At 43.0% G+C, this 17,651-nt stretch carries 11 protein-coding genes and 1 tRNA gene; 11 read left to right on the forward strand and 1 reads right to left on the reverse strand.

Translation table 11 applies throughout. From position 1 onward, the window contains the following. Positions 1 to 6: 6 nt before the first annotated feature. The 7 genes from EYR97_RS10945 (at position 7) to EYR97_RS10975 (ending at position 9,538) form a co-directional block, all read left to right on the forward strand. Positions 7 to 279: an oxidative damage protection protein gene (locus EYR97_RS10945; RefSeq protein WP_131093854.1), complete on the forward strand. Its 273-nt coding sequence runs from the start codon at positions 7 to 9 to the stop codon at positions 277 to 279. Positions 280 to 429: 150 nt separating this feature from the next. After that, positions 430 to 505: transfer RNA gene (locus tag EYR97_RS10950), tRNA-Phe, on the forward strand. 357 nt (positions 506 to 862) lie between these two features. After that, positions 863 to 3,544 (forward strand): TonB-dependent receptor, encoded by a 2,682-nt coding sequence (locus EYR97_RS10955; RefSeq protein ID WP_131093855.1) that lies wholly within the window; start codon positions 863 to 865, stop codon positions 3,542 to 3,544. 72 nt (positions 3,545 to 3,616) lie between these two features. After that, on the forward strand, positions 3,617 to 5,110 hold the full coding sequence (locus tag EYR97_RS10960) for a phosphoesterase (protein ID WP_181409144.1): 1,494 nt from the start codon (positions 3,617 to 3,619) through the stop codon (positions 5,108 to 5,110). Beyond that, entirely contained in the window at positions 5,103 to 5,633 is a 531-nt protein-coding gene (locus EYR97_RS10965; protein WP_165478025.1) for a sigma-70 family RNA polymerase sigma factor, read from the forward strand. The genes EYR97_RS10960 and EYR97_RS10965 overlap by 8 nt, the downstream gene beginning before the upstream one ends. Then, positions 5,633 to 6,574 (forward strand): FecR domain-containing protein, encoded by a 942-nt coding sequence (locus EYR97_RS10970; protein WP_131093857.1) that lies wholly within the window; start codon positions 5,633 to 5,635, stop codon positions 6,572 to 6,574. The genes EYR97_RS10965 and EYR97_RS10970 overlap by 1 nt, the downstream gene beginning before the upstream one ends. Positions 6,575 to 6,580: 6 nt before the next feature. Next, the gene (locus EYR97_RS10975) at positions 6,581 to 9,538 is read left to right on the forward strand and encodes a TonB-dependent receptor (RefSeq protein WP_131093858.1); all 2,958 of its coding nucleotides are present in this window, start codon (positions 6,581 to 6,583) and stop codon (positions 9,536 to 9,538) included. A 267-nt stretch (positions 9,539 to 9,805) separates the two neighbouring features. Here the strand turns inward: EYR97_RS10975 and EYR97_RS10980 are convergent, their stop codons facing one another. Next, positions 9,806 to 9,988 carry a hypothetical protein gene (locus EYR97_RS10980; RefSeq protein WP_131093859.1) on the reverse strand — a complete coding sequence of 61 codons (183 nt, stop codon included), beginning with the start codon at positions 9,986 to 9,988 and terminating at the stop codon, positions 9,806 to 9,808. 39 nt (positions 9,989 to 10,027) lie between these two features. Between EYR97_RS10980 and EYR97_RS10985 the strand changes: the two genes are divergently transcribed. From EYR97_RS10985 to EYR97_RS11000, 4 genes are all read left to right on the forward strand, one after another. Next, positions 10,028 to 11,371 carry an amidohydrolase gene (locus tag EYR97_RS10985; protein WP_131093860.1) on the forward strand — a complete coding sequence of 448 codons (1,344 nt, stop codon included), beginning with the start codon at positions 10,028 to 10,030 and terminating at the stop codon, positions 11,369 to 11,371. After that, on the forward strand, positions 11,368 to 11,781 hold the full coding sequence (locus EYR97_RS10990; protein WP_131093861.1) for a Dabb family protein: 414 nt from the start codon (positions 11,368 to 11,370) through the stop codon (positions 11,779 to 11,781). Before EYR97_RS10985 ends, EYR97_RS10990 begins: the two co-directional genes overlap by 4 nt. A gap of 95 nt (positions 11,782 to 11,876) precedes the next feature. After that, positions 11,877 to 12,962 (forward strand): peptidase M42, encoded by a 1,086-nt coding sequence (locus EYR97_RS10995; protein WP_242634984.1) that lies wholly within the window; start codon positions 11,877 to 11,879, stop codon positions 12,960 to 12,962. A gap of 179 nt (positions 12,963 to 13,141) precedes the next feature. Further along, positions 13,142 to 17,614 carry a S8 family serine peptidase gene (locus EYR97_RS11000; protein ID WP_131093862.1) on the forward strand — a complete coding sequence of 1,491 codons (4,473 nt, stop codon included), beginning with the start codon at positions 13,142 to 13,144 and terminating at the stop codon, positions 17,612 to 17,614. The last annotated feature ends 37 nt before the right edge of the window (positions 17,615 to 17,651 follow it).

The raw sequence follows: 17,651 nt of genomic DNA on the forward strand, positions 1-17,651 counted from the left end.
TCACTCATGGCGAGAACCGTTTTTTGTCACAAGCTTCAAAAAGAAGCCGATGGCTTAGATTTTCAGCTTTACCCAGGTGAGTTGGGTAAACGCATTTTCGATAATATTTCCAAAGAAGCTTGGGCAGAGTGGCAAAAGAAACAAACCATGCTGATTAATGAGCACAAGTTAAATATGATGGACCCAAATGCGCGCGCGTTTTTAGAAGAAAAAATGTCGGCGTATCTTTTTGATGGTGTTGAACCTACGATTGAAGGCTATGTTCCGCCTGAAAAATAAACAAAAATACCGTTTTTGAATAAACAATGTGCAAACAGTCATAAAAGCGAAAAAAAAGAGAGAAAAACGGTTGACTTGTTAAGACGAAAACCGTTTAATACGCACCCACAGCAGGACAGGTACTAAACACCTAGAACGCTAAACAGTTTCGCCTCGATAGCTCAGTTGGTAGAGCAGCGGATTGAAAATCCGCGTGTCCCTGGTTCGATCCCGGGTCGAGGCACCATCATTAAAGGCCTTGCAGAAATGCAGGGCTTTTTTGATTCCGGTGGTAGAAAATACAGGCACACGCTAACGTGCCTCTGCGCGGCGCGTTACAATCCCGGGTCGAGGCACCATTATTCAATCGTCTCCACTTTCGAGACAAAGCTGTCTCCCTTATACATAACCAATCTCGCTATCGAAATTTATTATTGCAATAACAATGCATACACATACTTTTGTGTAAAAGCCTTTCCTATTAGTTTCGTCACAAAAGTTTCATCAAAAAGTCTGTCTACTTTTTTCAGCTACTGACTCATTACATGTGTTAACCGTGCGCACCGGAACATCTATCTTTTACTTTGCACAACTAGGATCACACATGAAAAATCAATTTACTAAAACCACACTCTCGTTGAGTGTATTGGCTGGGTTAACGGGTGTTACGCCCGTTATGGCACAGCAGTCATCAGTTGCCGAAGAAAACGTTGAAGTAATTGAAGTCACTTCTTTTCGTAGCTCACTAATTAGAGCGAAAGATTTGAAAAAAGGTGCCATTATCTCCCGCGATACAATCTTGGCAGAAGATATCGCAGACTTTCCAGACCTCAATTTGGCCGACTCGCTGCAGCGAGTGCCAGGGATTACTATTACCCGAGAAGGTGGCGAAGGCCGCCAAATTTCATTACGCGGCCTAGGCCCCGATTTTACGCGTGTTCAAGTAAACGGTATGGAAGCCATGGGCACGTCTTCATCACCCATGGATGCTCGTGGTGGTGTAAGTCGTACACGTGGTTTTGACTTTAATGTTTTCGCATCTGAGTTGTTTAATCGAATCGACATCAGCAAAACCTACTCAGCCGATCAGGAAGAGGGAGGCATTGGAGGAACGGTCGGGCTATTTACCGCAAAGCCATTCGATTATGACGAGTTCAAAAGTGCATTGTCGGTACGAGGTGGCTACAACACTAATAGCGAAGAAACTAACCCCCGCATTGCTGGGCTTATTTCGAATGTATGGAACAAATTTGGCGCTTTGGTTTCCGTAGCGTACAGTGAACGTGAAACTGCCGAGTATGGAACAAATACTACACGCTGGCGCCGAGAGGGTGGAAAAACTGCTGCGGATCCAGAAAATACTGATCTGCAAGCTGAGTTAGATTCAGGCGAACTTTGGTTTCCTCGTGGTCATCGCTTTTCTCGCTGGAACAATACTCAAGACCGCCTGGGTGTCACCGCCGCATTTCAATACAAACTGTCAGATTCTTTTTCACTTACTTTAGACATCATGCATGCAGAGTTAGAAAACAATACCGATGAACATCACTCTGCAGTGAAAGACAACAAGGTCGTTTCTGATCTTATATGGGAAGAAAACGACGGACAAAAAGAAGTTGTTTACGCCTTGTATGAGAATGCAACGTGGCGTAACGAGAACTCTCGTCGTTACAATGAGTCGGAATTTAACCAATATACGTTCAGTATAGACTGGACAATCAACCCTGAGTTCTATGCCACTGCAGTTATTGGAACAAGTTCATCTGACTTTGATCAGCCTGAAGTTATAAAATCGAATATCCATGCCAAAGGTATCGTGGATATCGCTACAGACTTCAGACAAGATCGCTTTTACGGTATTAGCACTTCGCCTGACTTCGATACTACGCAACTCGATGGCTACGAGATGAAAGATATCTACCTGCAGGAAAACTACATAACCAATGATTTTGATACAGCAAAAGTCGATTTTACCTACCTCGTTGGTGATACAGGAGAGCTCCAATTTGGAGTGAACTATAAAAAATTCGAGAATTCTGCTTATCAATTAACCCAAAGCAATGCGCAAAATATCGCACCTGAAAATACCGGTGTCACCACACTAAATGATGCTTTGGTTGAAGTGTATAGTGAACATCCCAACACAAGCTGGCTTCAAGGTGATTTAGACGCATTGCTAAACTCTTATGGGCTTAATGGCTATAAAATTGATGACAGTGAGCTTACACGAAATGACAAATCGCCAGTAACAGAAGAAACGTTGGCGATGTACGTGCAATACGGCTGGGAGAAAGATTTTGCAGGTAAGCCGCTTCTAGTAAGTGCTGGGTTACGATATTTTGAAACAGATATTACGGCGGCCGGTAAATCATCGGGTGTTGCCATAGAGACCACCCGCTCGTACTCAGATGTTTTACCTACTATCAACCTCGTTTATGAGTTGCAAGAAAACATGTTATGGCGCGCATCGGCAAGCAAAAATATAACCCGTCCTTCCTTGGGGTCGCTAAGCTATAACGCGTCAGTTTCGCAGACATCGGGGGATGCGATTACCAGCGTGACGATGGGAAATCCCATGTTGAAACCCTTTGAATCGATTAATTTAGATACTGCGTTTGAGTGGTATTTCGAAGACGTTGGTTATGCCGCAGCTGCGATTTTCTATAAAGATATCGATAATTTCATTGTCGATACTACCAGTGAAGTAGTGTATTCATCACTAGGCCTACCGACAGAATTACTACCTGTAGATAAAACCGTAGACAGTATTTTTTATTTACAGCGTCCAGAGAATATGGACGCCTCGAAAATTAAAGGTGTTGAGTTAACTTTCTCTCGCGATTTAGATTTTCTACCTGCTCCATTTAATCATTTAGGTGTTATTGCAAACTATACCTATGCAGATGGTGATGCCCTGTATCGCAATATTTATGGTGAAGCGGGCAATGATCAGGAAAAGCCCTTCACGGGACTATCAAAAAATAGTTATAACTTTACGCTGTACTACGAGCAAGAAGGCTGGGGCGCTCGAGTGTCAGCAGCATACCGTAGTGCATATCTTACTGGCGCGTCTTCCAGTGGCGATCAGGATGAATCAGGTTATCATGGAACAACATTCATCGATTTCTCTTCATTCTACCAGCTAACCGACACTATTAAACTGAGCTTTGAAGGCATTAACCTTACCGATGAGCGTCAGGAGCTATATAGCGACTCTCACGATCGTGCATACAATACCACGACCAGTGGACGTACTTATATGCTTGGTGCAACCATGCAGTTTTAAACTGACAGCATACCAGGCTTGCCTGGTATGCTTTTTCAAACGGAAGTTTAAACGGCAATGAAGAAAACTCTAATGACAACGCTCGCAAGCGGGTTACTTGTCTTGTCAGCGTGTGTATCGGTAAACCACCAACACAATGAAAGCCTTGTTTTTGTGCCTGAAGATGGAAAAGCTTGGCTAGCCGGTGACCACCATATTCATGGTAAATATAGCGCACGATGGAACTGGAAGACTCAACCCCCTTCACCGCTCTTGTTTGGTGACGCCCATTATTTCACTGCATTGAACGCTAAAATGGCAGCATTTCATCAATTAGATTGGATGGTAACAACCGACCATGGCGGTCCAAACCACAGTACAGTAAACCGAAATTCAGCGTACCCGGAACTGGTTGCCTCCAGAGCCGCCATTCCAGAAATTATGCAGTTTTATGGGATGGAGTTCGACACACCAGGCGCGCGACACAGTACGCTGATTATTCCAAAAAGCGAGAAAGAAGCCGACCAACTTTTTGAGTTGGAAAGTCAGTACAACCGTAGAGAAATTTACCCAGACGAATCTCCACGAGATACGCAGGCTTTTATGCTTACCGCGTTAGCAGCTATGCAGAATATGTCACCACGACCGGTGTTGTTAGTGAATCACCCCGCCCGAAAGGCTACTGATTTGAATGTGTACCAAAAGGTTACACCGCAGAAAATGCGGGAGTGGCAGGATGCTGCGCCAGATGTGGTCACCGGTATGACCGCGATTCCCGGGCATCAAGCTGCATCAATAAACCCAGATGGTACGAATGATCCAAGAGCGCCTCGCGCAGAGTATTTTGGCTATCCAACCCATGGTGGCACTGACCAAATGTCAGCCGTTGTTGGAGGGGTTTGGGATAAATTATTGGCTGAAGGCAGAAAGTGGACGGTTACCGCTGTCTCTGATAGCCATGCGCATTATACCGAAGGCCGAACAGATTTTTGGCCAGGAGAATACGCAAAAACGTATGTACGAGCGTCACGAGACTACGACAGCGTACTAGATGGTCTGCGCGAAGGAAATGTATTTATTGTTACCGGTGATTTGATTGACGAGCTGTATGTGAGTGTTCAGCATGGAGCTAAGCGCGTTGACATTGGTGATACGTTAGATTTAGATGTTAACAATAAAGCGCCTGTAACTGTTACTGTCGCGTTTCACGATCCGCAAGGTGCTAACTTCAATCGTCAGTATCCGGCGGTAGAGCGATTAGATATCATCTATGGAGACGTGCTTGGCGAATACCCCCAAACAGAAAAAGCGCCTGTGAAGGTGAGCCACCGTTTTTATCAGCAAGATTGGAAAAGACAGGGAGCGTATAATGTTGTGCAATTTACTTTGCCCGCACCTAACAACGATGCCTACATAAGAGTACGCGGGACCAACTTAAAAGAAGAATTGGAGCCAGAGGTTGATCCCAAAGGCGAGAATCCGTGGGATGATCTCTGGTTTTATAGCAATCCCGTATATTTACATCACCCCAATCCTCACACTTCTCGACACTGCAATGAATCTGTCACAGGTGAATGCGATGATTAGTGACCATTATAATAATACAGCAATATCGTCGTTAGACATGCCAGAAGAAACCTCCAGCGCTTCACTTCAAACGCTGATAAATTCAAAAGTTCTCAAGCAATACTTGCACAGGCACTCCGTTAACAGTGAAGAGGCGGCTGATCTTTATCAAGAGTCAATCGTTCGCGTTTTAGAACAATCTAAAGCAACCGTTATTGATAACCCTCTTGCATATGCGTTTCGCGTAGCGAGAAATCTGCTTTCGAAACGCCAGCTTCTAGACACTGACAATGCTGATGAACAACAATGCTACCGACAAAATCCAGAGCTGCACCTTGAAACACAACAACGCATCGAGCTCATTGCTCAAGTGATGAATGCCATGCCAGTTCAACGTCGGCGTGTTTTCGAAATGCGTCGTATCGAAGGTCAAAGCCGTCAAGCCATAGCGTCTAGCTTGAATATTTCGGCAGAAGCAGTAACAAAGCATATTTCGCGCGCAATGGCAGATATTCAACTGCATCTGGATAAAGCAGGTAGATAATGACAAGCCAACAAGAAAAGACATACCTAGAGGCAGGTGAGTGGATTGACCGGCTCGCAGACGGAGATTTAGATGCGTTAAATAAACGTCGTTTTATCCGTTGGTTAGAAGAAAGTGAGCAACACCAAGAAGCGTTAGAAAAAATGATAGCAACTTGGGAAGAACCAGCAATTCATGCTGCTTATTTAAAGGCTCAAAAGTCGTCGCGAACCGCAAGCCGAAAGCGTTCACATGTGACATGGGGAAGTGCTATTGCCGCGTCGTTACTTGTGATTGCGTTAATATTTTCACACTATCACGTTACAACACCCTCTACCTCTCCACAGCTAATTACTTCCGCGCACCAGGCATTAAGTGATGGTAGTGAAGTGCAATTACAGCCCAAAAGTGAACTAGTTGTTCTATTTTCTGACGCTAGCCGCAACTTGAACTTGAAAAAAGGACAAGTGTATTTTGATGTGGCGAAAGACCGAACTCGCCCGTTTGCAGTGAAGGCCGGGCTGACTTCAGTGACGGCTGTTGGCACGGCGTTCAACATCGATAGGCATGGACAGCGTATTGATGTGGTAGTACACGAGGGCATTGTAGAAATTCGAGGTACGGTCGATAGTGCGCCTTTACTACTTAAGGCCGGCGAGAAAATAACGATTAATAGGGGAATTGTAGAGCCGGTGCAGCGTGTTGATTTGTCACAAGTGGTAGATTGGCGCACCGGATGGATAGAAGTAGATGATGAGTCCCTTACTTATTTGTTGGAACGATTGAACCGTTATTCTGATAAGCCTATTTTGTTGATAGATAGCACTATTGGTAAACACAGGGTGGCTGGTCGGTTTAAACTAGAGGACACTGCGCAAACGTTAGCGATACTTAGTTCCCTCTATCAATTGGATGTTGCTGATACTCGTTCAGGTTTCGAAATACGTCAACAAGTTAACTAAATTGGTATGATAAATCGAAGCAGCAAAAAGTCAGTGGTCATTGCTAATCACTTTTTTTGGTTGATAGCGGTCGGTTTATCGCCTACTTGTATTGCTGCCCAAGAAGCGTCACCAGACGAAGCTATCAATACTATTCCCTTATCACGGCTTATTACTGAATTTAGCCGTAAAGCCGGCGAAACCATTGCCTTTGACCCCACCTTACTTAAGGGGTTAACTACTACGCTTGAACAATGGCGCACGACTAACGCCAGTGATTTATCTTCACTACTGCAACCGTTTTCACTTTGTTTAGCGCCTGTTCAAAATGGCTGGGTTATTCACCGGTGCGACACACAACAAAACGAAAACACTAGCAAAACAACCCAAACAGAAAGCAACGCTACCACTCGTACTCATCCTACTGTTGAAATAGAAGTTACAGGATTTCGCCAATCTCTTATTCGTGCCAGAGAGATTAAGCGTCTTGCCATGGTCACTCAAGAATCAATTTTGTCAGAAGACATTACCGATTTCCCTGATTTGAATTTGGCTGATTCATTACAACGTATACCAGGCATTACGATTACCCGTGAAGGAGGCGAAGGGCGACAGATTTCACTTCGGGGATTAGGTCCTGACTTTACCCGCGTAAAGATAAATGGTATGGAAGCCATGGCAATGACGTCATCGGCAATGGACGCCAGAGGAAGTGTGAGTCGCACCCGAGCCTTCGACTTCACTCTGTTTGCATCAGAGATTTTTAACCGCATTGATGTAAGTAAATCGTATTCGGTTGAACAAGATGAAGGCGGTATTGGTGGCACAGTTATGTTGTATACGCCAAAACCCTTCGATTTTGTGGGTGATATAAATACCTTTACCGTCAAACAAAGTTATAACGAAAACAGCAAACAGCTGGACCCAAGTATGATTGGGTTGTTCAGCCGACGAAATGACAAACTAGGAGGTCTTGTTTCTGCCGTATACAGTCAGCGACACACTACTGAGTTTGGAACTAATACTACGCGGTGGCGACAGGAGAAAAAGCGTTACAGCGGAGAAGAAGATAGTGTGTTGCAGCACGAATTAGCACAAGGCGTATTCTGGTTTCCCAGAGGTCATCGATATTCTCTTTGGAACAATAATCAACGTCGATTAGGGGTAACAGCCTCACTGCAATACGCGCCAAACGATAAGTGGCAAATTGCGTTTAATGGTATTGCCAGCCGTTTACAAAATAGTCTTGATGAGCATCATATTGCCGTGAAAGATAATGACAATGTAACGCTACTCGCATGGGAACAAAATAAAAACGACAAAGAGATATTGTTTGCGAAATATACGGAAGCTACATGGCGTATAGAAACTCGGGAAGATGAAAACACGTCAACATTTTATCAATTAAATATGGAAAGTCAGTGGTGCCCCACTTCTGCACTAAGCTTTTACGTTAGCCTTGGCACCAGTGCCAGTAATTACTTGCAGCCTAAAGTGAACAAAGTGAACATTCGTAAAACAGGAGTGGATATTGTTACCGACTTTCGTGAAGACCGTTTTTATGGAGAGAGCTATTCTACCAATATGGATTCGGCATCCCTAACCGGATTGACAGTGAAAGATCTCTACTTTCAAGAAAACGAAATGCATACTTCGTTTGATAATGCGAAGGCATCCCTTCGCTATTTACTTAGTAACGGTGATTCTGTGTCGGTGGGAGCACATTATAAGTCCTTCGAGAACACAGGTATGGATCGCGCTAGAAGTATATACCCTACTCTTGATAACAACGCGCTGTCTAAAGTGCACTTATCTCTGTTCAGTCAGCACCCAGATAAAACATGGATACAAGGCAACCTTAACGCTATTCAAACGCATTTTGGTTTGGCGAATCTGCAGCTTGCGGCCGAGGACACTATAGAAAGTTCCAACTTTAAAATAAAAGAAAACACATACGCGCTATACGCGATGTACGATAGCGTAGGACATGGGCTGGGTAAGCCACTTTATACGCAAGGGGGCATTCGGTATTTCAATACGCAGTTTACGTCTTCAGGTATTCAAAAGGGATTGCCGTCCACCGTCACCAAAACTTATGACGACGTACTTTTTAGCCTAAATACCGTACTTGAACTCAATTCCAACTGGTTATGGCGTGCCAGCGTAGATGAGAATATCACGCGGCCGTCTATTCAAGATTTGGCTATTACCGCTGAAGTGTCGCAAGCATCCCGGAATGAAGGCGACATTGGACAGGTGTTTTTAGGCAACCCTTATTTAAAGCCCTTGAAGTCATTGAATGTAGAAACCGGCGTTGAGTGGTATTTCGAAGATGGTGGTATTTTGGCTCTTTCTAGCTTCTTCAAGCGGATTAATAATTTCGTGGTGGAAGATGCAGAAGCTATACCGTTTCGCGAACTGGGGCTTTCCGCCAGCTTGCTTCAAGATGGGGATAGTGTAGATGATATTTTTTATGTCAGTACACCGCAGAATACCGATACAACCACCTTTAAAGGTTTTGAAATTACTTATTCCCGTGATTTAGCATTTCTTCCTTCCCCTTTCGATTTTCTTGGGGTTAATACCAACTTCACTTACGCAGAGGGAAAAACTCTTTATCGAGATGTACAAGGAACGGGGGAGAATCAGGTTAAAACGTTCGCGGGGCTATCTAAATGTAGTTATAACTTTACGTTGTATTACGAGCAGCCGCAATGGTCGGCCCGTGTTTCTGCTGTCTACCGCAGCCCTTATTTATTGTCTGCCCAGCCAGGAAATACTGACCAAGACGAATCAGGCTATCATGCAACTACTTACATTGATGCATCAGCGAGTATGCAGCTCAGTCAATCATTAAGGGTGACAATAGAAGGTCTAAATTTAACTGATGTTAGAGAGGAACTATACAGCGATTCAAACGACCGAGCTTATAATACTACATTGAGTGGGCGTACTTTTTTAATAGGGTTTTCATTAGAGATTTAACCACGAAATAAAGTAAGTAAAGATACATAAATATTAATTAAAGTGCAGAGTTCTGCATTTGGAAGCCGGTACACGTTGCAGTGGTTCAAAACGCCCAGCATCAAAGTTGCGAATAGATTTTTGGTTTACTTTGCCATGCTGGTCGTAGGTCATGAAACGCTAGCTTATGCAAAAAAATAAAAAACTAATTAAAACAATCAATTAAACTCTTGGATTACATTGAAAATCCGCGAGTCCCTGGTTCGATCCCAGGTTGAGGCACCATCATTAAAGGCCTTGCAGAAATGCAAGGCCTTTTTCAATCTCAGTATTAAAACCACCGACCGTGTCGGTGCCAGTGCCTGGCGCGTTACAATCCCGTCTGGCACCATCATTAGAGGCCTTGCAGAAATACGAGGCCTTTTCTTGTTTCAACCACTGTAAACGTTTTGCTGTTTCATCATCTTCCACTGTGAGGTATTGTTCTTAGATATCGAAGGAGATGCTGTTATGAAAAAAACAATGAGAGCGGGTTTGTGCTTGGTAATGCTGGGGCTTGGCAGTGGCATAGTGCAGGCTGAATCAGTTGAAGTGAAAAAAGCTGTACAGGATGATATTCCTCAGCTCATGAACATGTACAAGTACTTGCATGCTAACCCCGAGTTAAGTGGTTATGAAGTGAAAACCGCAGCATTTCTCGCGAATAAGGCCAGAGAACTTGGCTTTGAGGTGACTGAAAACGTGGGGGGTACGGGTGTTGTAGCGGTACTTGAAAATGGTGAAGGGCCTGTAGTGTTAATTCGTGCTGATATGGACGGATTACCTGTGGTAGAGCAAACCGGATTGCCTTTCGCTTCAACGGTTACCGCTACTACTGATGAGGGCGTAGAGTCTGGCGTAATGCATGCGTGTGCCCACGATACTCATATGTCTGGTTGGTATGGCACAGCAAAACAACTTGTGAAGTTTAAAACACAATGGTCGGGCACCGTTGTTATGATTTTGCAGCCTGCCGAAGAACGCGGCAAGGGCGCGCGGGATATGCTCGCTGATGGCCTTTATGAACGTTTTCCAAAACCTGATTACGCCTTTGCTTTTCACAACTCGGCAGCAATTCCAGCAGGGGTGATTGGCTATACTCCTGGTTATACCTTTGCCAACGTGGATAGCGTGGACATTATCGTTAAAGGTATTGGTGGTCATGGCGCTTATCCGCAGGCTACGAAAGATCCGGTCGTACTTGGCAGTCGCATTGTATCGTCGTTGCAAACATTAGTGAGCCGAGAGTTGGATCCTCTCGACTCAGCGGTTGTTACGGTCGGTAGTTTTATCGGCGGTTCGAAGCACAATATTATTTCAGACAAAGCAACGTTGTTGCTAACGGTAAGAAGTTACTCAGATGCATCACGCCAACAGTTATTAGACGGTATAGCGCGAATTGCCAGAGGGGAAGGTATTGCCGCTGGGCTATCAGATGACATGCTGCCTGAAGTTATTATTAAAGATGAATATACGCCTGCGGCATTTAATAACCCTGAATTCGCTGAGGAAATGGCGACGTATTTTAAATCAAAGCTGGGTGAAGAGATGGTAGTCAAGCAACCTCCGACTATGGCAGGAGAAGATTTTGCTCGCTATTACCGAGCTGACAAGTCGATTAAAAGCCTGCTGTTCTGGGTTGGTGGCGTACCGAAAGAAAGCTGGGAAGCTGCGCAACGTGGTGAGAAACCTTTGCCGTCGTTACACAGCCCGTTTTGGGCTCCAGATGCTGAGAAAGTAATAACTACAGCAACGGAAGCCTTAACGTTGGCAACCATGAAGGTGCTGTCAAAACCGAGTAAGGAAAAGAAATGAACACGTCTACTATCACTCGTCGTCAATTTTTAGCCAGTGCTGGTGCAGCAGTTGCGCTTACAGCGTTGCCTACTCAAGCCGAAACACAAGCTTCTCTTCCTAGTGTTATTCATACGGTATTTTTTTGGTTGAAAGACCCTACATCCCAAAGCGACAAAGAACAGCTTATCGCTGGCTTAAAGGAATTGGCTGCCATTCCTCAAGTTAAGTCACTGCACGTAGGCGTTCCAGCTTCAACACAAGAACGTGATGTTATTGATAGCAGCTATCACGTATCGGAAATGATGATGTTTGAAAGTGTAGAGGCACAAAATCAATATCAGGTGCATCCGCTACATGTAAAGTTTGTTGAAAACTATGCTCACCTTTGGGAGCGAGTGGTGGTTTATGACTCGGTGACAGCAGGCTAACGCGTGTCGTTACCATTAAAATTTATCATTTCACTTTTTCACAATAAAGTCTGAATATTGAGCAAGATTTTAGGCTTTTTTATTTCGGACTTTTTATGTCATTGGTTACTTCATCAATGGATAACGCGTTAGGTTTACCTGAGCAATTTACCTCGTTATTACATGCATTTATGCGCCAACCAAGTGTGGTTGGCAACGAGCATGCATTCTTTCGTGTGTTACAGCGTGAACTGGAAGAGCGCGGTGCCTCGGTTACGTGGTATGAAGGGTTATTAGTTGCACAAGGAAGTAAACCCGACCAATTCTATTTATCGGCCCATATTGATAGACATGGGCTGGTTTGTACTGGCCCCAATGAATTCCAATATGCGGCGTTTGTAGCGGGTGCCCGTTCAGACTTACTGGGTAACTCGGTATCAGAACAGTTGATGAACAAAATTGTTGGTAGGTTTCAAGGAGAAAAAGTTTACGCTTATGAACCTTGGTCTGGCAGCTATCGCGGTGCAGGCTATATTGAATCTGCCAGTGTATGTGAGTTTCGAAATAACCTTATTTTCTCTTTAAAGGGTTTAGAGCATTTGGTAGCCGGTACGCCTGTAGCGTTTAACGATCACCTTTCTGTCGCAGACGATTTTGTTGTTGGTCAGTTAGATAACGTATTAACAGCAGCCGTGTTAGTGTATTTATTTGAACTCGGTTTTGAAGGGACTGCGTTTTTTACTGCTCAAGAAGAGGCGGGTAAAAGTTGGCGCTATTTACTTGAATGGTTTAGGCGTTTTGGTGGCCAAACAAACCAGTTGATTGTGGTAGATACAAGCCCTTTTGACACTAATGAATTAGCGGCTGAACAAGATTTGGTGTTAAGGAATAAAGACGCCAATGCTAAGTTTAACGTTGAGTTAACTCAAAAACTGGCTCAACTGTGTTCAGATATGGGCTATAAAACCCTGTTTAAAGATGAGTATGTAGAACAAAAAAATGCATTAAAACCTGCTGATGAGACACCAACATCATTAGGCTCAACAGAATTAGGGCGCATTATTGCGGCTTCGTCAGGGCTGGTGGACGGCACAACACTGCAAATTCCTAGCAGCGGTTATCATACTATGCATGAATCGGCGCCCATTAAATCTGTTATGGCATTCATTCAATTATTAACGAAGATGATTGTGCCAAAATAGAGTGCTTATTCTATGAATTACAAAAGCTTAAGAAGAGTTCTTAAGCTTTTGTTAGAGGCCAATCAGGCAAACAACCTTCATGTTCAATCAACTAAAGGACTATCATAAAATTGACAGTTCGTTTTTTGACCACTATAAAATACTGTGAGGAATAAAATTAAAATAAACTTAAGGGAATAATGATGAATTTTTCAAAAGGGATTTTCTCGAGCCGCGTTTTTGCAATTCTCTCCTTACTTACTTTCTCGTCTAGTGTTTACGCGTCAATTCCTCAGGCAGGTGGTTGCTCTACGAAAATATTGTTTAAGACCGTTCCTGACCTCAACAATACATCAATCTCTAGCCATTCTGTTTTACAGCAATTTACAAAGCAGTTTGGAGAAAGCCAGTCGTTGTATCCAAGCAGAATGGTCAGTAAAGTGGCAGAACGCCAGCGTTCAATTATTAAAAGTAAACTCAAAGAAAAACAACATAATTGGTCAAGTGGCTTAATTGAATCGGAAGTACTAAATCACATCCAAATATTAACGCCAAGTACAGAACTAGATTGTAAATCTATCTTGAAAGCTTTACGCAATAGCCCTTCGATAGAGTATGCGTTACCTAAACCATCCTATAATACTTGGCAGTCTGTCCCTCGTGTAAATGACGAATTTTTTTCTCAGCAGTGGTCACTAGATGCTATGGCTATAGATGTCGCGTGGGAAAAGTCTATGGGAGAGGATGTTGTAGTTGCAGTACTGGATACTGGGATAGATATTAATCATCCAGATCTTGCTGACAATATTTACAAAATACCGGGTGAAATTCCAGAAAATGGCATCGACGATGATGGCAATGGATATATTGATGATGTTTACGGTTGGAATTTCAACACTCAAAGTAATGATGTTTCCGATAACAACGGTCATGGCACCGCTGTAGCTGGAATTATAGGCGCAGTGAGCAATAATGCATCCGGCATTGCCGGCGTGTCACCCAGTGTGAAAATTCTGCCATCTGTTGGTTTTACTATTGCTGTGCCCTATGCCGTGGCAAATGGTGCTGACGTAATTAACCTAAGTGGAGGGATAGAGAAAGGACAGCTTAGTGAAGAAGACTTTTCTGCTAGGATTTTATTTGAGAAAGATATTTTGTCTGCGGCAGAGGCATCAGGTGTCACCGTGATAAAAGCTGCTGGGAACAGCAGTTCTAGCATTGAGCAAGCGCTACCACCTAAGGTTCCTTATGGTATTACTGTTTCTGCTATGGAAAAGTCATATGATGAATCGGAACAGCAATTCATAGAGAATAAATACGAACCAGCGTCTTATAGTAACTTTGGTTATGGAGTCGATGTAACTGCCCCCGCGGGAGATAATTATTCAGATTTTTATGGTCGCGGTGTTTTGACATCTGGTCCATCATCACTTGATTTGTTTCAGTCTATAACAGGAAGTGACAACGGCACTTATTATCACTTCATCGGTACTTCTGCAGCGGCGCCTCATGTTACGGGGCTTGCCGCAATACTTAAATCTCTTAATCCTCAATGGTCCCCGGAAAATATTAGGCAAGCTCTAAGGCAATCTGCTGTGAGCGTATATGAAAATGAGATTAACTACTATGGTAAAGGCTTAGTAAGTGGAAGTGTCGTTGACTTTAGCTCAGTGGGAGAATCTCGTATTACCAACCCGATGACGGGAGATGTCGTTCAACAAATACTCTCAATTCAAGGCGTCGCCAATAGTCAGGATTTCAAATCTTGGTACCTGAAAATACAATCGGCTGATCAACAGATACTTTTTGAAGAAACTAGCGATAAGGCTAGTCATAATTCTGAAGAACTGGCTCAACTGGATACCTTACAGCTAGCGGAAGGAAAGGCAACTCTCAGTTTGGAAGTTGAAGATGATAGCGGTATTACCTTTGATGATGTCATAAGTATTCTTGTAGATGACATCAGTTTTTCTCTCAATGCTCCATATAGAGTAAAAACTGGAGATTCGTTAAATACTAGCATTGCAATAAGTGAGGGGAATACTACATATCCTTTTGAGTATTTTGAAATAGTCGCGACGAAAGTCGATGACTCAGCTACTTCAGAGATAACACTGATACGCGAAGAGAGCTTCCCTAGTGGGGGGCGCAAATTACTCGACATCGATACCAGTAGCTTAAGTAGTGGCGAGTATCAATTACAACTTAAAGTACAATACAAGAACTCGTTAAAAATAGAATCACAAAAGATCGTTGTAGATGACGCGCTATTGTGGAGTAAAAAGTTGGATGCGAGCCCTTATGCACTACATGTTGCTGATTTGAATAGTGATGGTACCAATGAAATTGTCTTTGTCACGTCTGGAACATTTTCAACGCCGAGCATGATTTATGTTACTGATTATCAAGGTAATATTCTTCCGGGATGGCCGGTTGAACTATTCTCTAGCAGTAATAACTTTGCCCTGGCAGATATCGACAACGATGAACAGCTTGATGTTGTGATAACGGGTGCTAGTACTAGTTTAGATGCCACACCTAGTTTGTTTGCTTTTGATGTAAACGCGGAGATTCTAACTGGTTTTCCCAAGTCCATAGGTGGAGGGTTTCATAATACATATGTTGCGGTTGAAGATATTTCTCATTCTTCAAATAAAGAAATTATCGTTTTAGGCAATCAAAACGATTCCTTACAAGCTAGAGTTCACGTTTTTAGTAACGCTGGAGATATAGTAGACGGATGGCCAGTAGATCTTACATTGTCTGAGGATGCCAGTTTTGGCGGAGAGTATGGATACAGTATGGCAATCGCTGATTTAGACTTTGACGGGCTTTACGAAATTTACGTCAAATCTGGATTGTGGAAAACGGAATCAAAAGTGTGGGCACTAGATCACTCTGGTGAGATCAAAGCTGGTTTTCCAGCATCACTTTACGAGAATGATAACTCTTCTACAATTCCCGTTTATATCTCAGCGTACGTTGAGCCTAATGATGAAAACACGGGTATCTATTTATCTTCTTTTTACATAAATTCACATGGTGTTGTTACAGATATATCAAGCCAATCTAGTGAGTTAGACGCATCTTTTTCCGTAGCACTTGCAGACATAAATAACGACAAACAGCCAGAAAGAATTATGTTTGTTCGAGATGGCTTTTTGCCTGAGTTAGATGCATTTTATAAACAGCATTTCGATATTACTACTTTTTTCGCTAGTCAAAATTTGGTTTCAACGACGTTGTCTGGTGATGTTTTAGGTACTTCAAGTAATAGTCCTCTAAGTGTCAACTACAATGTTTTTCATACTGAAAACTTAACACCAGTTGTAGCTGATCTCGACAATGATGAAGAGGTGGAGTTTATTGTATCTGGAAAAGACATTCAGGTTTGGCGTGAAGATGGCAGCCTATGGAATAATTTTCAACGGGAAGGGTGTGACGTTGAGGACAGTTTTCCATTTAGACTTCAAGTACATGATTTAACCGGAGATAAGCATCCAGAAATTATTGCCCATGGGTGTGGCAACGTAACTGTTTGGAGTTTTCAGTCTGAGGAACTTGGAAAGGTTCAGTGGAATTCAGTGAATGTAAATACTGCCAACACGGGTACGTTCCAAAACTCATCTAGTCAAACAAATTTTGTTATGTTTGATTACGATGGAGACAGTATTGCAGACATTACAGTTAGACGACCTTCGGCGGGATATCAATTTATCAAACGCTCAAGCGATGGTGAAATAGAACGAACATTCTTTGGTGCCAATGCGACAGATGTTCCAATTTCAGGAGATTTTGATGGCGATAAAATAGCTGATATTGCGATATTTAGGAGTAGTGAAGGTAATTGGATCGTAAGAAACTCTTCAAACGGGAACATATCGAGATTCTATTTTGGAGACAAACCTGGCGATATTCCTATACCTGCTGACTATGATGGTGACGGAATAACGGATTTGGGGATATATCGAAACAGTAATAATGAGGGCACTTGGATAATTCGCCCTTCTTCAGATGAAAGTAATTATAGGTATTTCGTTTTTGGAAATCGTACAGGTGATATTCCTGTTCCTGCTGATTATGATGGTGATGGTAAGGCTGATATTGCGATTCGTCGTCCCGAGTATGGACAATGGATTTTGAGAAAAAGTAGTAGTCCAAATCAAATAGAGCGTATTTCATTTGGCTCTGAGAAAGATGATATTGCGGTACCTGGAGACTATGACGGTGATGGAATAGACGATGTGGCCGTGCGTAGACCGAATGTTGGCATGTGGTTCATTCGTTACTCATCAAATAACGAGATATATCGGCTTTTCTTTGGCGCAAAAGCTTCAGATATTCCTGCTCCAGCCGACTATGATGGTGATGGCAAGACAGATTTGGCCTTTCGGCGTCCAGCAGTCGGCCAAATAATTGTTGCTGAAAGTGGTGATAATTTTAGATTTGTGAGAATGGCCTTTGGAAATTCAACGGATATTGCGCATGCATATCCAGTTGAAGAGCGAATGAAAGTTGTCAATCTGCAAAACAGCACAACTTTCGATGGGAAGTCTGATACTCAGATTGATTTTACTTTGATAAAAGAGCGATATGTAAAGCTTGAACAACTAAATCAACAGGAACACAAAGAAATATTTAAGATAGAGATAACTAACTTAAAGGACGATTGATTGTATCGTTTAGTATAAATATCGAGTTTTACTTATT

This window comes from Alteromonas sp. KUL42 (assembly GCF_006538325.1).
In the GTDB taxonomy this organism is placed as follows: Bacteria; Pseudomonadota; Gammaproteobacteria; order Enterobacterales; family Alteromonadaceae; genus Alteromonas.

Excerpts from the sequence above, each read along its gene's own strand:
- EYR97_RS10945 (WP_131093854.1), top strand. The coding sequence starts at position 7 with ATGGCGAGAACCGTTTTTTGTCACAAGCTTCAAAAAGAAGCCGATGGC.
- EYR97_RS10955 (WP_131093855.1), top strand. The coding sequence starts at position 863 with ATGAAAAATCAATTTACTAAAACCACACTCTCGTTGAGTGTATTGGCT.
- EYR97_RS10960 (WP_181409144.1), top strand. The coding sequence starts at position 3,617 with ATGACAACGCTCGCAAGCGGGTTACTTGTCTTGTCAGCGTGTGTATCG.
- EYR97_RS10965 (WP_165478025.1), top strand. The coding sequence starts at position 5,103 with ATGATTAGTGACCATTATAATAATACAGCAATATCGTCGTTAGACATG.
- EYR97_RS10970 (WP_131093857.1), top strand. The coding sequence starts at position 5,633 with ATGACAAGCCAACAAGAAAAGACATACCTAGAGGCAGGTGAGTGGATT.
- EYR97_RS10975 (WP_131093858.1), top strand. The coding sequence starts at position 6,581 with ATGATAAATCGAAGCAGCAAAAAGTCAGTGGTCATTGCTAATCACTTT.
- EYR97_RS10985 (WP_131093860.1), top strand. The coding sequence starts at position 10,028 with ATGAAAAAAACAATGAGAGCGGGTTTGTGCTTGGTAATGCTGGGGCTT.
- EYR97_RS10990 (WP_131093861.1), top strand. The coding sequence starts at position 11,368 with ATGAACACGTCTACTATCACTCGTCGTCAATTTTTAGCCAGTGCTGGT.
- EYR97_RS10995 (WP_242634984.1), top strand. The coding sequence starts at position 11,877 with ATGTCATTGGTTACTTCATCAATGGATAACGCGTTAGGTTTACCTGAG.
- EYR97_RS11000 (WP_131093862.1), top strand. The coding sequence starts at position 13,142 with ATGATGAATTTTTCAAAAGGGATTTTCTCGAGCCGCGTTTTTGCAATT.